General features: G+C 74.4%; 11 protein-coding genes. 2 read left to right on the forward strand and 9 right to left on the reverse strand.

The window, feature by feature from the left end; all coding sequences use genetic code 11:
* Positions 1–19: 19 nt before the first annotated feature.
* On the forward strand, positions 20–3,889 hold the full coding sequence (locus FE251_RS12330) for a multifunctional oxoglutarate decarboxylase/oxoglutarate dehydrogenase thiamine pyrophosphate-binding subunit/dihydrolipoyllysine-residue succinyltransferase subunit (protein ID WP_407925297.1): 3,870 nt from the start codon (positions 20–22) through the stop codon (positions 3,887–3,889).
* A gap of 83 nt (positions 3,890–3,972) precedes the next feature.
* Complete coding sequence (locus FE251_RS12335; RefSeq protein WP_139948943.1) at positions 3,973–4,569, forward strand: GDSL-type esterase/lipase family protein; 597 nt, start codon at positions 3,973–3,975, stop codon at positions 4,567–4,569.
* A gap of 212 nt (positions 4,570–4,781) precedes the next feature.
* Here FE251_RS12335 and FE251_RS12340 read toward each other — a convergent pair whose 3' ends face one another.
* The 9 genes from FE251_RS12340 to FE251_RS12375 form a co-directional block, all read right to left on the reverse strand.
* Positions 4,782–6,227 (reverse strand): M23 family metallopeptidase, encoded by a 1,446-nt coding sequence (locus FE251_RS12340; protein ID WP_139948944.1) that lies wholly within the window; start codon positions 6,225–6,227, stop codon positions 4,782–4,784.
* A gap of 2 nt (positions 6,228–6,229) precedes the next feature.
* Positions 6,230–7,144 carry a permease-like cell division protein FtsX gene (gene ftsX, locus FE251_RS12345; protein ID WP_139072512.1) on the reverse strand — a complete coding sequence of 305 codons (915 nt, stop codon included), beginning with the start codon at positions 7,142–7,144 and terminating at the stop codon, positions 6,230–6,232.
* A gap of 5 nt (positions 7,145–7,149) precedes the next feature.
* Positions 7,150–7,839 (reverse strand): cell division ATP-binding protein FtsE, encoded by a 690-nt coding sequence (gene ftsE / locus FE251_RS12350; protein ID WP_139072513.1) that lies wholly within the window; start codon positions 7,837–7,839, stop codon positions 7,150–7,152.
* Between the two features lie 136 nt (positions 7,840–7,975).
* Positions 7,976–9,097, reverse strand: coding sequence for a peptide chain release factor 2 (gene prfB / locus FE251_RS12355; RefSeq protein ID WP_139072514.1), 1,122 nt, complete (start codon positions 9,095–9,097; stop codon positions 7,976–7,978).
* Between the two features lie 67 nt (positions 9,098–9,164).
* A complete protein-coding gene (locus FE251_RS15570) occupies positions 9,165–9,302 on the reverse strand; it encodes a hypothetical protein (RefSeq protein WP_168202728.1) in 138 nt (45 codons plus the stop codon).
* Positions 9,299–10,513: a multidrug effflux MFS transporter gene (locus FE251_RS12360; RefSeq protein WP_230976424.1), complete on the reverse strand. Its 1,215-nt coding sequence runs from the start codon at positions 10,511–10,513 to the stop codon at positions 9,299–9,301. Before FE251_RS12360 ends, FE251_RS15570 begins: the two co-directional genes overlap by 4 nt.
* Before the next feature lie 69 nt (positions 10,514–10,582).
* A complete protein-coding gene (locus FE251_RS12365) occupies positions 10,583–11,005 on the reverse strand; it encodes an organic hydroperoxide resistance protein (RefSeq protein WP_139072515.1) in 423 nt (140 codons plus the stop codon).
* A 44-nt stretch (positions 11,006–11,049) separates the two neighbouring features.
* Positions 11,050–14,259, reverse strand: a complete 3,210-nt coding sequence (locus tag FE251_RS12370) for an ATP-dependent helicase (RefSeq protein WP_139948945.1) — start codon at positions 14,257–14,259, stop codon at positions 11,050–11,052.
* Complete coding sequence (locus tag FE251_RS12375) at positions 14,256–17,504, reverse strand: ATP-dependent helicase (protein ID WP_230976425.1); 3,249 nt, start codon at positions 17,502–17,504, stop codon at positions 14,256–14,258. Before FE251_RS12375 ends, FE251_RS12370 begins: the two co-directional genes overlap by 4 nt.
* Positions 17,505–17,548 lie beyond the last annotated feature (44 nt).

The raw sequence follows: 17,548 nt of genomic DNA on the forward strand, positions 1-17,548 counted from the left end.
CACGTCTCGGAAGAGGGCGATCCCCGAAGTGTCCACGCAGGAGCACCCTGACCCCGTCGCCGCCGACTTCGGCCCGAACGAATGGCTCATCGAGGAGCTGTTCGAGCAGTACAGGAAGGACCCCGCGCTGGTCGACCCCGCGTGGTGGGACTTCTTCAAGGACTACCGCCCCGGCAACGGAGCCGCGGAGAAGGCGGCGCCCTCGAACGCCGCCACGTCGGCGACGGCGCAGCAGCCGTCCGCCGCCGGCCAGCCCGCCTCCGCCGGCACGTCCGAGCGGGCCGACGCGCCGCCCGCCGACCCCACCCCCGACACCGGTGCCCGCTCGACGAGCGACGTGTCCGAGGCCCGTCCCTCGGTGCAGCCCGGCTCGGACACGACGCGGAACGCACCGGCGCCCGCACCCAAGGCCAAGCAGGTCGCGCGGACCGTCGCCGAGGAGCCGGCCCCCGAGGCCGCCGCCCAGCCCGCCGTCGCCGGGTACACCTCCACCCCGGCCTCCCGGCAGGCCGCCCAGGCGCCGCCGGACGGCACGACCAAGCTGCGTGGCCCGGCCGCGCGCGTCGTGAAGAACATGGACGCGAGCCTCGAGGTGCCCACCGCGACGAGCGTGCGCGCGGTGCCCGCCAAGCTCCTCGCGGACAACCGCATCGTCATCAACAACCACCTCGCCCGCGGGCGCGGTGGGAAGGTCTCCTTCACCCACCTCATCGGCTACGCCGTCATCGAGGCGCTCGGTGCGCTGCCGGAGATGAACGCCGCCTACACCGAGCTCGACGGCAAGCCGGCGATCACCCAGCCGGCGCACGTGAACTTCGGCCTGGCGATCGACCTGCCCAAGCCGGACGGCACCCGCCAGCTCCTCGTGCCCTCGATCAAGGCGGCCGAGGAGATGGACTTCGCGCAGTTCCGCCTCGCCTACGAGGACATCGTGCGCAAGGCCCGCGGGGGCAAGCTCACCGTCGAGGACTTCGCCGGGACGACGATCACGCTCACCAACCCGGGCACCATCGGCACCGTGCACTCGATGCCGCGCCTCATGGTCGGCCAGGGCACGATCGTCGGCGTCGGCGCGCTCGACTACCCGGCGGAGTACCAGGGTGCCTCCGAGGAGACCCTCGCCCGCGCCGGCATCTCCCGGGTCCTCACCCTCACCTCGACCTACGACCACCGCATCATCCAGGGCGCGGCGTCGGGCGAGTTCCTCCGGGTGATGGAGGAGAAGCTGCTCGGCAAGGACGGCTTCTACGACCGCGTCTTCGCCTCGCTGCGGGTGCCCTACGAGCCCGTCCGCTGGCAGCGCGACGTCCATGTCGACCCGGAGACCGAGCTCGGCAAGCCGGCCCGGATCGCCGAGGTCATCCACTCCTACCGGTCTCGCGGCCACCTCATGGCCGACACGGACCCACTGACCTACCGCCAGCGGCGCCACCCCGACCTCGACATCACGAACCACGGGCTGTCGTTGTGGGACCTGGACCGCACCTTCCCCACCGGCGGCTTCGCCGGGACCAGCCGCATGCCGCTGCGCGACATCCTCGGGACGCTGCGCGACACGTACTGCCGCACCATCGGCATCGAGTACATGCACCTGCAGGACCCGGTCGAGCGGCGCTGGATGCAGGCCCGGCTCGAGACGCCCTACCAGAAGCCCAGCCCCGAGAAGCAGCTCCACATCCTGCACAAGCTCGGCCAGGCCGAGGCCTTCGAGACGTTCCTCCAGACGAAGTACGTCGGGCAGAAGCGCTTCAGCCTCGAGGGCGGTGAGTCGCTCATCCCGATGCTCGACACCATCCTCACGGGGGCGGCACGCGACGCGCTGGACGAGGTCACCATCGGCATGGCCCACCGCGGCCGGCTCAACGTGCTGGCGAACATCGCCGGCAAGTCCTACGCCCAGATCTTCTCGGAGTTCGAGGGCAACCAGGACCCGCGCTCGATCCAGGGCTCCGGCGACGTGAAGTACCACCTCGGCACCGTCGGTGAGTTCACCGCGCCGAGCGGGGAGCAGACCCGCGTCTACCTCGCGGCCAACCCCTCCCACCTCGAGGCCGTCGACGGCGTGCTCGAGGGCGTCACCCGCGCCAAGCAGGACCGCATCGACCTCGGCCCGCAGGGCTTCTCGGTCCTGCCGATCCTCATCCACGGCGACGCCGCGTTCGCCGGGCAGGGCGTGGTCACCGAGACGCTCCAGCTCTCCCAGCTGCGCGGCTACCGCACCGGCGGCACCGTGCACATCCTGGTGAACAACCAGATCGGCTTCACGACCGGGCCGGCGAGCTCGCGCTCCACGTACTACCCGACCGACGTCGCCAAGGGCCTGCAGGTCCCGATCTTCCACGTCAACGGGGACGACCCCGAGGCCGTGGCGCGGGTCGCCGAGCTCGCCTACGCCTACCGGCAGGAGTTCCACAAGGACGTCATCATCGACCTCGTGTGCTACCGCCGGCGCGGGCACAACGAGGGCGACGACCCGTCGATGACCCAGCCGGTCATGTACTCCCTCATCGAGGGCAAGCGCTCCACCCGCAAGCTCTACACCGAGGCGCTCGTCGGTCGCGGCGACATCACCCCGGAGCAGGCCGAGCAGGCCATGCACGACTACCAGGCCGAGCTGGAGAAGGCGTTCACCGAGACCCGCCAGTCCGGCTGGCGGCCGCCCGTCCGCGAGGACGAGCAGGTCGCCGGGCTCGAGCTGCCGGAGTCCCAGCAGGTCGACGCCGGGACCATGGTCGGCTGGCAGACCGCCGTGCCCGCCCCCGTCCTCGAGCGCATCGGCGCGGCGCACGTGCGCCCGCCGGAGGGCTTCACCGTCCACCCCAAGCTCGCCAAGCTGCTCGAGAAGCGCGAGGCGATGAGCCGGGAGGGCGACATCGACTGGGGCTTCGGGGAGATCCTCGCCTTCGGCTCCCTCCTCATGGAGGGCACGCCGGTGCGCCTGGCCGGGCAGGACTCGCGCCGCGGCACGTTCGTCCAGCGCCACGCCGTCATGCACGACTCGCGCACGGGCGCGGAGTGGACCCCGCTCATGTACCTCACGGCGGACCAGGCGAAGTTCTGGGTCTACGACTCGTCGCTGTCGGAGTACGCCGCGATGGCCTTCGAGTACGGCTACTCCGTCGAGCGGCCCGACGCCCTCGTCCTGTGGGAGGCCCAGTTCGGCGACTTCGTCAACGGCGCGCAGACCGTCATCGACGAGTTCATCTCCTCCGCCGAGCAGAAGTGGGGCCAGCGGTCCTCGCTCGTCCTCCTCCTGCCCCACGGCTTCGAGGGACAGGGACCGGACCACTCCTCGGCCCGCATCGAGCGCTTCCTCCAGCTGTGCGCCGAGGAGAACATCGTCGTCGCCCAGCCCAGCACCCCCGCGAACCACTTCCACATGCTGCGCCGGCAGGCCTACGACCGGCCGCGCAAGCCCCTGGTCGTGTTCACCCCGAAGCAGCTGCTGCGCCTGCGCGCCGCGGCCTCGCCGCTCGAGGAGTTCACCAGCGGGACGTTCCGGACGGTGATCGGAGACCAGGGCGCCCAGGGCGAGGTCACCCGGGTGCTCATGTGCTCGGGCCGCGTGTACTACGACCTCGCCGCGCACCGGGAGAAGACCGGCGCGACCTCCACGGCGATCATCCGGCTCGAGCAGCTCTACCCGCTCGACCAGGAGGCCGTGCGCGCCGAGCTCGACCGCTACCCGGGCGCCGACCTCGTCTGGGTGCAGGACGAGCCGCAGAACCAGGGGCCGTGGACCTTCCTCTCGGACCACCTGGCGGCCGAGACGCTCGGCGGACGCGAGCTGCGGGTCGCCTCCCGCCCTGCGGCGGCCTCCCCCGCCACCGGCCTGGGACGCGTCCACAAGGAGCAGCTGGCGGCGCTCCTCGAGAGCGCCTTCGCCTGAGGCACGACGCGACGGCGGGCCGGTCCCTCGGACCGGCCCGCCGTCGTTGTAGGTTCGGCACAGACAACAGAAGGGGAGCCACGGTGAGCGAGCACGGGGTGCGGGTCTGCGTCGTCGGGGACGAGCTGTCCGCCGGCATGGGCGATGCTCGGGGGTTGGGCTGGGTCGGGCGCGTCGTCGCCCGGACGCAGAGCGAGGACCCGCTGTTCGTCGCCTCGCTCGCCGTCCCGGACGAGACGTCGACGGCGCTGTCGGCCCGCTGGGAGAGCGAGTGCTTCCGGCGCTTCGCACCCGGCAGTGACAACCGGCTCGTCGTCGCGCTCGGCTCGGCCGACCTCACCGCGGGGCTCTCCCTGGCGCGCAGCCGCCTCAACCTCGCCAACATCCTCGACAGCGCACGGTCGCACGGCGTCGAGGTGTTCGTCGTCGGTCCCCCGCCGCGGCCCGGCGTCGACGCCGACGCGCTCGGGGCCCTGTCCGACGCCTTCGCCGACGTGTCCACCCGCCGTCAGGTGCGGTACGTCGAGACGTTCGCGCCGCTGCGCACGCACGACCAGTGGCTCGCCGACGTCGCCGCCGGTGACGGCGTCCACCCCGGCCAGGCCGGCTACGGCCTGCTCGCCTGGCTCGTCCTGCACAACGGCTGGCACGACTGGCTCGGCGTCCCCACCCCCGCCTGACCCCCTCACGCGCCGACAGCTGGATCCTGCACGCACGCGGCCGTGCAGGATCCCGCGCTCGACGGCGAGGGGTGAGCCGGGGCCATCGGCACCTGCCTCCCTCCCCCCTTACGCGGCGAGCGCTGGATCGTGCACGGTGCACGATCCAGCGCTCGGCGGGAGAGGGTGGCGGGAAATGTGGGCGGGAGAGAGGGCCGGGGTGGGGCAGCGGGTCAGTTGCTGCGGATCCAGCCGCCGAGGCCCATGGGGTCGATGGTGACCCCGTTCTTCCACACCTCGAAGTGGACGTGGCAGCCGGTGACGTTGCCGGTCTGGCCGGTGTAGCCGATGACGTCGCCCTGGTTGACCCACTGCCCGGGGCGGACGTTGAAGCGGCTGAGGTGGTTCGTCACGGTGACGTACCCGTTCCCGCCGATCCGGCCGTGGTCGATGATGACCTGGTTGCCGTGCGAGGCGTTGCCCGGTGCGGGGATCGTCGCCGAGACGGTCCCGCTGGCCGCGGCGTACTGCGGGTTGCCGCAGGCCGAGCGGACGTCGACGCCGGCGTGCCACCAGCGGTAGCCGGCGATCGGGTGGATCCGGTAGCCGTACGGCGAGGTGACGTACAGCGGGTTGGGCACGGGTGGGAGGATGCTCGCCGAGCCACCGCCTCCGCCGCCACCGCCGCTCGACCCTCCGCCGCCGGAGGAGGAGGACCCGCCGCCGCCCGAGGCCGCGGCCTCCTGACGGGCCTGCTCCTCACGCTCCCGGCGCTCGCGCTCCTCACGCTCGCGCTCGGCGACGGACTGCGCCCGGTTCACCTCGATGCCGGCGATGATGCCGGCGAGGCGGTCGTCGTCGGCCTCCTTCTGGGCGAGGTCGGCGGCGAGCTGCTCGCGCAGGCCCTCGAGCCGCTCGGCGAGCTCGGACTGCTCCTGCTGGATCTGGACGATCTCGCGACGGTGCTCGTCGGCCGCGGCGCGCGCCTCGTCGGCGGCAGCGACGGCCTCCTGCGCCTGGACGTGGAGCTGGTCGATGCGGTCACGCACCGCCTGCTGGCGCAGCTCGCGGTTGCGGTTGACGGCCGTGATGGTCTCGAGGTCGGTGATGACCTTCGTCTGGGTGCGCACCGCGGTGTCGACGATCGCGGTCTGCCGGATGAACTCCTCGCTCGACCGCGCGTTGAGGACCACCGAGAGACCGTTGAGGGAGGCGCCGCCGCGGTAGGTGCTGCGCGCGAGCTCCCCGATCGAGGAGCGGGTGGCGGCGATCTGGGCGTCGCCCTGGGCCAGCTCCTCCCCCAGGCCGGACAGCTCGGACTCGGCGACGGTGAGCCGGTCGGCGACCGCCTGCTCCTCGCGCTCGGCGGCCGCGAGGTCCTCCTCGGCCTGGGCGAGGGCCGCCTCGGCGACCGGGAGGCGGGCGTTGGCGTCCTCGAGGGCGAGGTAGGCGCCGGCGAGGTCCTCGTTCGTGCCCTCGAGCCGCGAGGACAGCTCCTCGCGCTGCTGGGCGAGGCGCTCGCGCTCCTCCCGCTGCTGCTGCAGCTGGCGGTCGTACTCGCGGATGTCGTCCTCGTAGTCGGCGACGGCGGCGCTGCCCCCGACGACGAGCCCGAGGGCCACGACGGCGGAGAGGAGCGGACGGGACAGGCGGCGCAGGCCGCGCGGGGACGACGTCACGTTCACACCCTCGTGTAGCGGGAGAGGGACACCAGGGAGCTGATGCCGGCGAGCAGGATGGCGGCGACGACGAGCAGCGGCGCGATGAGCAGGACGTCGCCGGTGTCGACGAACTGCACCCACTGGAACTCCGTCGCGAGCCACCCCTCGACGAGGTAGCGCGCGGCGAGCCACAGGCCACCGACCGCGAGGGCGGCACCGGCGAGCGCGGCGATCGCACCCTCGAGCATGAACGGCAGCTGGATGAAGAGGTTCGAGGCGCCGACGAGGCGCATGATCGACGTCTCGCGGCGCCGGCTCATCGCCGACAGGCGGATCGTCGTCGTGATGAGCAGGACCGCGGTGAGGATCATGACGCCGCCGAGGGCGACGGCGAGCAGGGTCGCGCGGTCGAGGATGAGGAACAGCGGCTCGAGGAGCGCCCGCTGGTCGACGACGTCCTCGACGCCCGGCCGGCCGGAGAGCTCGTCGGCGACGACCTGGTACTGCTCGGGGTCCACGAGCTTGATCCGGAAGGAGACCTGCATCTGGTCCGGGGTGAGGGACTGGGTCCACACCGTGTCCGGCATCTGCTCCTGGAAGGCCGCGTAGGCCTCCTCCTTCGTCTCGAAGAAGACCTCGTCGACGTACGGTGCGAGCGCCTCGGACGCGAGGAGCTCCTCGACGTCGGCGAGCTGCTCGTCGGTGACCTCGCCGGCCGCGCACGTGGGCACCGCCGAGTCCTGCGGGCACATGAAGACGGAGACCTCGACGCGGTCGTACCAGTCGTCCTTCATGTTGCCGATCTGCATCTGCAGCAGGGCGGCGGCGCCGACGAAGACGAGGGAGATGAAGGTGACGAGGATGACGGAGACCGTCATCGAGACGTTGCGGCGCAGGCCGGAGGCCAGCTGGCTGAGGACGAAACGTGCGCGCATGGCCCCTACCTCGCCGCGCCGTAGACGCCGCGCGACTGGTCGCGCACGGGGCGGCCGTCCTCGAGCTCGATGACGCGCTTGCGCATCTGGTCGACGATCTCGTCGTCGTGGGTGGCCATGACCACCGTCGTGCCGATCCGGTTGATCCGGTCGAGCAGCCGCATGATCCCGATCGACGTCGTCGGGTCGAGGTTGCCCGTCGGCTCGTCCGCGAGGAGGATCGCGGGCCGGTTGACGAAGGCCCGCGCGATCGCGACCCGCTGCTGCTCACCGCCGGACAGCTCGTGGGGCAGGCGCTTCTCCTTGCCCTCGAGGCCGACGGTCTCCAGCACCTCGGGGACCGTCGTGAGGACGTGGTGGCGCGGCTTGCCGATGACCTGGAGGGCGATCGCGACGTTGTCGAACACGGTCTTGTTCGGCAGCAGGCGGAAGTCCTGGAAGACCATCCCGATCTGCCGCCGCAGGTGGGGCACCCGCCACCGGGACACGGTGGACAGGTCGCGGCCGAGCGCGAAGACCTGGCCGGAGGTGGCCCGCTCCTCACGCAGCACGAGCCGCAGGAAGGTGGACTTCCCCGAACCGGACTGGCCGACGAGGAAGACGAACTCGCCGCGCTCGATCTCCAGGGTCACCTGGTCGAGGGCGGGCCGTGCGCCTCTGGCGTAGACCTTGGAGACGTTCTCGAATCGAATCATGCTCTACGGCCAGTCTCGGAGGTGGGGAAGGTACAGCTCTGGCCCTGTTCGAGAGTAGGCACGGGCGCGCGCGAGCCCGGCGGCGACACGCCGCGCGCGGGCCGCGCAGATGTCGGGCGAGGACGCCGGGCGGCGCTCAGTCGGCGCGGTTCTCCTGCTGCTTGCGCCAGCGGATCCCGGCCTCGATGAAGTCGTCGATCTCGCCGTCGAACACGGCCTGCGGGTTGCCCTGCTCGTGCTCGGTGCGCAGGTCCTTGACCATCTGGTAGGGCTGAAGGACGTAGGAGCGCATCTGGTCGCCCCAGCTCGCCTTGACGTCGCCCGCGAGGGCCTTCTTCGCGGCGTTCTCCTCCTGCTGGCGCACGAGGAGGAGGCGGGACTGCAGGACGCGCAGCGCCGCGGCCCGGTTCTGGATCTGGGACTTCTCGTTCTGCATCGACACGACGATGCCGGTGGGGATGTGGGTCATCCGCACGGCGGAGTCGGTCGTGTTCACGCTCTGCCCGCCGGGCCCGGAGGAGCGGAAGACGTCGACCTTGATCTCCGACTCGGGGATCTCGACGTGGTCCGTCTGCTCGATGAGCGGGATGACCTCGACGGCGGCGAAGGAGGTCTGGCGCCGCCCCTGGTTGTCGAACGGGGAGATGCGCACGAGGCGGTGCGTGCCGGCCTCGACGGACAGGGTGCCGAAGGCGTACGGGGCCTTGACCTCGAGGGTCACGCTCTTGAGGCCCGCCTCCTCGGCGTAGGAGGTGTCGAGCACCTTGGTCGGGTAGCCGTGCCGCTCGGCCCAGCGCAGGTACATGCGCATGAGCATCTCGGCGAAGTCCGCGGCGTCGACGCCGCCGGCGCCGGCGCGGATCGTCATGACCGCCTCGCGCTGGTCGTACTCACCGGAGAGCAGCGTGCGCACCTCGAGGTCGGCGAGGTCCTTGCGCACGCTCGCGAGCTCGGCCTGGGCGTCCTCGAGGAAGGCGTCGGCGTCGGCCCCGTCCTCCTCCTGCCCGAGCTCGACGAGCGCCTCGAGGTCGTCGATGCGCTCGCCCATCCGCTCGACGCGGGAGAGCTCGGACTGGGCGTGCGACAGTCGGCTGGTGACCTCCTGCGCACTGTCCGGGTCGTCCCACAGGTTCGGCGCGGAGGCCTTCTCGGAGAGCTCGGCGATCTGGGCCCGCAGCGCGTCGGGGTCCGTCACCGCGCTGATGGCGCGGTAGGTGGAACGCAGCTGCTGGATCTCGTGCGGGAAGTCGATGGCCACGATCACCCAGGTTACGCGATGCCGGGGCGGCGGCTCACCGCAGCGGGCGGCGGCAGGTGGCCGTACGTCACATGAGGTGGGCGACGACGAGCAGGCCGATGAGCACGATGGCGACGGCGCTCGTCGTCACGCGCCACCACAGCGGCTGGACGCGACGGCGGCCCACGCCACCGTCGCGCAGCTCGGGGGGAAGGTCCTCGTTCACCGTCGCTCCTGACGTCGGTAGGCAGGGGTCCCGAACGCGAGCACGACGACGGCCAGCACCATGACCCCGATGATCACCGTAGCCATGGCGACCGCGTCCTCGCCCAGGACACCGACGAGCGGGCTGACGAGGCCCGCGATCCCCGCCTGCGCGGCGCCGATGAGCGCGGCCGCCGCCCCGGCCCGCTCGCCGTGCCGGCTGAGCGCGAGCGCGCTGGCGTTCGGGGGGACGACGGAGTTGACGGCGAGCAGGAGCCACAGCGGGACGACGATGCCGACGAGGCCGCCCACGTCCCGCGCGGCGATGACGTAGAGGGCGACTGCCAGGACCAGCGCGACCGGCACCGCCACGCGCATGATGTGGAGCGGCTCGAAGCGGCGGACGATCGCGGCGTTGACCTGCGACCCGAGGACGAGGCCGATGCCGTTGACGGCGAAGAGCAGCGCGAACTGCGTCTCCCCCAGGCCGTACTCCTCCTGGAAGACGAACGGCGAGCCGGCGACGTAGCTCATGAGGGCACCGAGGCCGAGGCCGGGCAGGATCGCGAGGGCGACGAACTGGCGGTCGCGCAGGAGCACGCCGTAGCTGCGCAGCGCGCCGCCGATGCCCTCGGTGCGGCGCCGCTCGGGCGGCAGGGACTCGGGCAGGAAGCGCCACATGAAGAGCATGAGCGCCACACCGAGGGCGGCGAGCACGCCGAAGATCGCGCGCCAGCCGGCGATGTCCGCGACGAGGCTGCCGGCGGTGGGGGCGAGCAGCGGCGCGATGCCGATGACGAGCATGAGGCGCGAGAGGATCGCCGAGGCGGTCGCCCCGCTGTAGCGGTCGCGGATGACGGCCATCGCCGTCGTCGTGGCCGCGGCGTTGCCGATCCCCTGGATGACGCGCAGGACGAGCAGCGGGACGATGCCCGCGGCGACGATGCACAGGATCGAGGCGACGACGTGGAGGGCCACCCCGATCATGACGGGACGTCGTCTGCCGAAGCGGTCGGACAGCGGTCCGACGATGAGCTGGCCGACCGCGCCGCCGATGAGGACACCGGTGATCGTCGCCTGGACGAGGGCGGGGGTCGTGTCCAGCTCGGTCGCCACGACGGGCAGCGACGGCAGGTACATGTCGGTCGTGACCGCCGGGAGTGCGGCCATGACGCCGACGAGGACGATGAACTTCGCACTGGGCCGGGGGCCACGCGGGGCGAGGCTTGTCACCTCTTCATGGTGCACCACCGGGGGCGGCTGCCCTGGGCCGGGCGGCCTCCTGCCGTGGTGATGCTCGACTCAGTCGTCGGCGACCGTCACGGTGACGTCGATGTTGCCGCGGGTGGCGGCGGAGTAGGGGCACACGGCGTGGGCGGCGTCGGCGAGCCGGCGGGCCTCCTCCTCCGGAACGCCGGGCAGGACCACCTCGAGGGTGACGGCGAGGCCGAAGCCGCCGTCCTCGCGCTTGCCGATGTCGACCCGCGCGCCGACGGTCGAGCCGGAGACGTCGACGCCCGCCTGGCGGGCGGCTCCCTGGAGCGCGGAGTGGAAGCACGCGGCGTAGCCCGCGGCGAAGAGGAGCTCGGGGTTGGCGCCCTGGCCCGAGCCCCCCATCTCGACGGGGACGGCCATGTCGAGGTCGACGCGGCCGTCGGGCGAGCTCACGTGACCGTCGCGTCCCGCGCCGGTGGACAGGGCCTCTGCGGTGTAGATCGGTTCCATCGGCCCACTCTGCGTCAGCTGCCGCCCACGCGCACCCGGGCATCTCACAGGCGGGCGAGCGCGGCGCCGACGCGACGGACGATCTCCTCCTCGGTGAGACGGCCGGCCCGCAGGGTGCGGTCGGCGGCGACGTAGTAGAACGCGGCCCCGACCTCCTCGAGCGGCCGTCCGGTGCGCCGCGCCCACGCGAGACGGTACAGCGCGAGCTGCAGCTCACGGGCGGCGAGCGTCTCCTCGTCGCGCGGCGGCGCACCGGTCTTCCAGTCGACGACGTCCAGGCCGTGCTCGTCGTCGAAGACGGCGTCGATGCGGCAGCGGACGACGGTGCCGGCGACGGCGGTCTCGAGGTCGACCTCGACGGCGACCGGCAGCCGGGCAGCCCACGCGGAGGCGGCGAAGGTGCGGCGGAGCTCGGCGAGGTCCGGCGCCGTGCCGGTGGGCTCCTCCGGGGCGAGGAGGTCCTCGGCGCCGTCGACGTCGAGCAGGCTGGGCGCCCCGTAGAACTCCTCCACCCAGGCGTGGAAGCGGGTTCCGACGCTCGCGTGCTCGCTCGGCGCGCTCGGCATGGGCCTGCGCCGGTCGAGGGCGAAGGCGTGCGGGTCGTTGACGAGGCCGACGACGGCGGAGGCGGACAGGTGCGTGCCGAGCGAGACCTCCAGGCTCGCGGCCCGCGACTCCGCCCGCTCGCGCAGGAGCAGCTCCGCGTCGCGCGCCCAGCGGGCGACGTCCCCCTCCCGGGGCTCGGGGACACCGGTGGCGGTGCGCACGGCGACGGCGGCAGCCTCCAGGCGCCCGCGCCGCTCCCCGAGGGGGTCGAGCGGCCAGGTGGCGGCGACGACGCGCTCGAGGCTGGGGTTGACGGCGTCCGCCTCGGGCTCGGCGGCCCACCCCAGGGGCGCCTCCTCCACGAGCCCGGCGTCGCGCGGCTCGCTGAGGAAGCGGGAGGGCGGCAGCGGGGACTTGCCGGTGCGGAACCACGAGCCGGTGAGCAGGAGCGTGTGCCGGGCGCGGGTGACCGCGACGTAGGCGAGGCGCCGCTCCTCGGCGACGGCGTGACGGCCGCCGTCGCTGCGCAGCCGGGTGAGCGCGTCGCGCACGTCCGCGTGGGTCGGGGCGGGCGGGACGTCGAGGGCGGGCAGGCTCGCCGCGTCCCCGCGCAGCGGGTAGGGCAGCGCGCACCGGTCGGTGAGCCACCCGGAGGCGGAGACCGTGCCGTCGGGGCGCGGCCGCCCGTTGTAGCTGGGGAACTGGGACTCCACGAGCCCGGGGACGGCGACGACGTCCCACTCCAGCCCCTTGGCCGCGTGGACCGTGAGCACCTGGACCGCACCGGGCTGCGGGTCGGCGTCGACGGGCTCGAGCCCGCGTTCGCGCTCCTCGGCCGCGTCGAGCCAGCCGAGGAACGCCCCCAGCCCGCCACCGCCCGCGTCGGCGGCGAAGGAGGCGGCGACGTCGACGAACGCGTCGAGGTTCGCGCGGGCGTGGGCGGCGACCCGCCCGGCGCGCGCGGCCACCTCGATGTCCAGGCCCATGAGGGTGATCGTGTGGGCGACGACCTCGGGCAGCGACAGGTAGCTCAGCGAGCGGACCTGGCGCAGGAGGTCCCCGACGCGGCGGACGCGGCGCAGCCCGTCCACGGTGAGCGCGCTCCCGGTCGGGGAGCGCCAGTCGGCGGGCGGCGGGTCGTCCACCGCCTCGAGGATGCTCGCCTCGCCCTGCGCGCCGCCGGCGGCGGCCAGGGAGCGCGCCCACGCACCGAGGACGTGGAGGTCCGCGGCGCCGAGGCCGGCGCCGGTGAGCAGGCGCATCGCGGAGTCGCCGCGCGAGGCGTCGTGCGCGGCCTCGAGCGCGGCCCGGACGTCGACGATCTCGGGGGCGGCGAGGAGGCCGCCGAGCCCGAGCACCTCGACCGGGACGCCGCGCGCCCGCAGCGCCTCGACGACGGGGGTGAACTGCGAGCGGGTACGGCACAGGACGGCGGCGGTCTGCTCCGGGGACCAGCGCTCGGCGAGGAAGTCGGCGATGCCGGCCACCTCCTCGTCCACCGACTCCGCGTAGGCGGCGAGCACCTGCCCCTCCCCCGCACCGGGCCGCGCGACGAGCTCGGGCACCTCGACCGGCGCCGGGCCGGAGTCGTCGGGCACGCGCAGCGGGCCGGACACGCGGTTGGCGACGGCGAGGATCCGGGCGTCGTTGCGCCACGAGGTGCGCAGGTAGCGGGTGGGCGTGTGGTCCTGGCCGGCGCGCCCGAGGCTGGGGAACTGGGCGGGGAAGTCGGCGAGCGCGGCCGCCGCGGCGCCGCGCCAGCCGTAGATCGCCTGGTTCGGGTCGCCCACCGCGGTGACGGCGTGCCCGCCGCCGAAGACGGCCGACAGGAGGCGCAGCTGGGCGACCGAGGTGTCCTGGTACTCGTCGAGCAGGACGAGGGGGTACTGCTCGCGCAGCGCCTGCCCGACGGCGGGGACGGTCTCGGCGATCCGGGCGGCCGTGGCGACCTGGTCGGCGAAGTCCATGACGCCGTGCTCGCGCTTGGCCCGGGCGTAGGCGTCGACGAGGTCGAGCAGGGCGAGCCGCTCACGCAGCGAGGTGACCACCTTGCGGGTGTCGGCGTAGGGCTTGGCGGTGCGCCCGGCGGGCGCGGCCTCGGTGAGCGAGCCGGCGAGGTCCTCGAGCTGCTCGCGGGCGTCGTCGGTGGTGAGGAGGTGCTCGGCGAGCGCGCCGGACAGCGCGAGGACCGCCTCGGTGACCGAGCCGGGTGAGGCGTCGACGTCGAGGGCGTCGTGCCAGCCCTGGACGACGCCGTCGGCCAGCTGCCAGGCGCCGGCCTCGGTGACGAGCCGCGCGTCGGGGTCCACCCCGACCCGCAGGGCGTGCTCCTTGGCGATGTCGGCGGCGAAGGAGTTGTAGGTGGCGATCGTGGGCCGGTCGACGTCCATCCGTGGCCCGGTGTCGAGCAGCCCGGCGCGGCGCAGCTGGCGCAGCCGCAGGCGGACGCGGTCGGACAGCTCGGCGGCGGCCTTGCGGGTGAAGGTGAGCCCGAGGACCTCGTCGGCACGCACGTGCCCGTTGGCGACGAGGTAGACGACGCGCGCGGACATCGTCTCCGTCTTGCCGGACCCGGCCCCCGCGACGACGAGCTGGGGCGCGAGCGGCGCCTCGATGACGGCCTGCTGCTCCTCGGTGGGCACGTGCTGGCCCAGCGCGCGGGCGATGTCCGCGGGGCTGTGCCACAGGGGGGTGGTCGTGCCGGTCACTGGGTCACCTGCCGTCCCTCGTCCTGGAGCGGGCAGCTGCGCCGCACGGGGCAGTGCCCGCAGCCGGGGTTGAGCCGGGCGTCGAAGCACGACCCGGCCATCGTGTCGGCGACCCGGGCGACGAGCTCGTGCGCCCAGCGCGGGTCCTCCGCCTCGGCGGGCGGCACCTGCGCCCGGGTGGTCGGCCCGCTGCTGCCGGCCCCGAGGTAGACGAGCCGCGCGCCGTCCGGGAGGGCGGGCCGCTCGAGGCCCCCGGCCTCGACCGCCACCTGGTAGGTGGCGAGCTGGGCGTTGGTGCGGGCGTCGTCCTCGCTCACCGGGTTCTTCGAGGTCTTGAGGTCGACGACGCGCACACGCTCGGCTCCGGCGACCGGGTCCGGCCCGAGCCGCTCGACGCGGTCGATGCGCCCCACGAGCCTGGCGCGCCCGACGTCCGCCTCGAACTTCCGCTCGACGTCCACCTCGCCCGGCACCCCGGCGACGTAGGCGGCGAGCCGCTCGACCATCCGGTCGGCCTGCTCGCGCGAACGCCGCCCGACCCAGCCCTCGCCCAGCCCGAGGGAGGACCAGCGGGAGTCCAGGGCCTCGCGCAGCTCCTCGAGGGTGCCGTGCGGGTGCTCGGCGGCGATCTCGTGGACGAGGTTGCCGAGCGACTGGTCCAGGGTGTCCTCGCGCCGGCCCCCGGCGGCCTGCAGCGCCCACCGCAGCGGGCAGCGGTCGGCCGTCTCGACGGCCGACGGCGAGACGCGCACCTGCTGGTCCGCGGCGTGGAGCGGGGCGGTGCTGCTCGGGGCGGCCAGGCCGTGCCAGTCGTCGGGGTCGGCGCCCGGCACCTCCTCGGCGGCGAGGTGGGCCAGGAGCGCGGCCGCGGCCTCGAGCCGGGGCCGGTTGCCGGGCAGGTCTCCGGCGGCGACCTCCTCGTCGAGCGCGGCGCGCAGCTCGGCGACGAGCCCGCGCAGGTCGAGCGCGGGCGGGACCCGGGTGAGGGCGGCGTCCTCGGTGTCCGCACCGAGGAGCTCGAGGAAGGAGGAGGGGCGGTCGTCGAGGTCGAGGACGGCGGTGGCGACGAGGCGGCGGGTGGAGCGCGAGACGGCGACGGCGAGCATGCGCAGCTCGTCGTCCAGCACGTCGCGCCGGGCCTGGCTGCGCGGGGCCACGGCACCCGGCTCGCGCCTGCCGGAGGCGATGTCGGCGAGCTCGCCGGCACCGAGGAGGGTGTCGCGCAGCCGCAGGTCGGGCCACACGTCCTCCTGGAGCCCGGCGAGGACGACGACCTCCCACTGCCCGCCGCCGGTGCCGGCGGGCGTGAGGATCGCGACGGTCTCGGTGCGCTGGGCCTGGGCGGCGAGGGTGTCGGCGGCGATGTCCTGGGCGAGGACCTCGGCGACGAACCCGGCGGGACCCGCCCCGGCCTGCCGCTCGTCGAACTGCTCGGCGGCGCGGAAGAGCGCCATGAGGGCGTCGAGGTCGGCGTCGGCGCGCTCACCGGACACTCCCCCGGCCAGCGCCCGGCGGCGCCAGGGGTCGGCGAGGCCGGTGGCCTCCCACACGGCCCACAGCACCTCGGTGGCGCCGCCGCCACGCTCGGCGGCCACGCGTCCGGCGGCGAGCGCCCGCGCGACCCGCAGCGGGCCGCGCCGGTGCGGTCCGGGCAGCTGCTCGGCGCGGGCGGGAGCGGCGAGGACCTCGAGCAGGAGCGCGTCGGTGGCCGCGCGGACCGCCGCCGGGGCCGCGGCCTCGGGCAGCTCCGCGGCGGCAGCGGTGCGCAGCACCCGGCGCAGCCCGCGCAGGGACACCGAGTCCATGCCGCCCACCGGGGAGCACAGGAGGGCGACGGCGGCCTCCGCGTCGAGCCCGCCGCTCACCGCGCGCAGCGCCGTGAGCAGCGGGCGGACCGCGGGCTCCTCGCGCAGCGCCTGGCGCGCACCCTCCTGGGCGACCGGGACGCCGGCCTCGCGCAGCTGGCGCCGCAGCCCGGCGACCTGGCCGGTGGACCGCACGACGACGACCATCTGCGACCACGCCGTGCCGTGGTGCAGGTGCTCCTCGCGCAGCCGCCGGGCGATGTGCGCCGCCTGCTGGCTCACGCTGCGCAGCACCGCGGTCTCCACGCCGTGCGGGGCGCCGTGCGCGGGGGCGTCGCGAGCGGGGTCGAGCTCGTGGACGTGGGGGGCCGCGCGGTGGCGGGCACCCCCGACCACCGACACCTCCCCGGTGACTCGGCGGACGACCTCGCGCAGCTCGGGCGTGCCGCGCCAGACGGTCCCGAGCACCTCGCGGTCGGCACCGAACCCACCGAGCGCGTCCCCGGTGACGGCACGTCCGACGAGCGCGGGCGTCCCGCCGCGGAACCCCTGGACCCCGGCGTCCGGGTCGCCGAGGAGGACGAGCTCGGCGCCGTCGTCGGCGAGGGCGTGGAGGAGGCGTGCCGTGGCGAGCGTGGCGTCCTGGTAGTCGTCGACGACGACGGTGCCCCACCGCGGCGGGGCGAGGTCGGGCAGGTCGGTGCGCCAGTCGCGCAGCGCCTGGGTGGCGACGTCGACGACGGCGGCGACGTCGTAGCGCGGGCCACGGTCGGCCGGGCTCTCCCCGAGCACGGTGACGTCGGCGTACTCCTCCAGGACGACGGCGGCGGACTCCCACTCGGGCCGGCCCGCGCGCCGGCCGAGGGCGGCGAGGTCCTCCGGGCTGAGGCCGAGCTCGACGGCGCGGGTGAGCAGGTCGCGCAGCTGGTTGCGGAACGCCGTCTGGGCCCGCGCCTCGGCGCCGATCTCGGCGGGCCAGCCGGGGTCGCGTCCCAGGCCCTCGGCGTGGCCGGCGAGCAGCTCGGCGAGGATCGCGTCCTGCTGGGGGCCGGTGACGAGCGTGGGCGGCGGCAGGCGCAGCGCCGTGGCCCGGGCGTGGACGACGGCGTAGGCGAAGGAGGCGACCGAGCGGACGAGCCCTCGCGAGCTGCCCCCGGCGCCGACGAGGCGCGAGCCGACGAGGTCGCGCACGCGGTCGGCCGCCCGCCGGGACGGCGCGAGGAGCAGCGCCGGGCTGCTCAGCGGGTGCGAGCCGACCGGTGCCCCGGCGGCGGCGCGGGCGAGGAAGGTCTCCACCGCCGTCGTCGTCTTGCCGCTGCCCGGCGCCCCGACGACGAGGAGGTGCCCCTGCCCCACGGGCCGGTCGACGACACGCCGCTGCCCCGCGTCCAGCCCCACGGGGGCGGGTGCCGCGGGGACGTCGAGCCTCACGTGTGCCACGCCCACGATGGAACCACGACCCACCGACATCCCGTCACGCCCGC

The sequence above is a fragment of the Georgenia wutianyii genome (assembly GCF_006349365.1).
Lineage (GTDB): Bacteria > Actinomycetota > Actinomycetes > Actinomycetales > Actinomycetaceae > Oceanitalea > Oceanitalea wutianyii.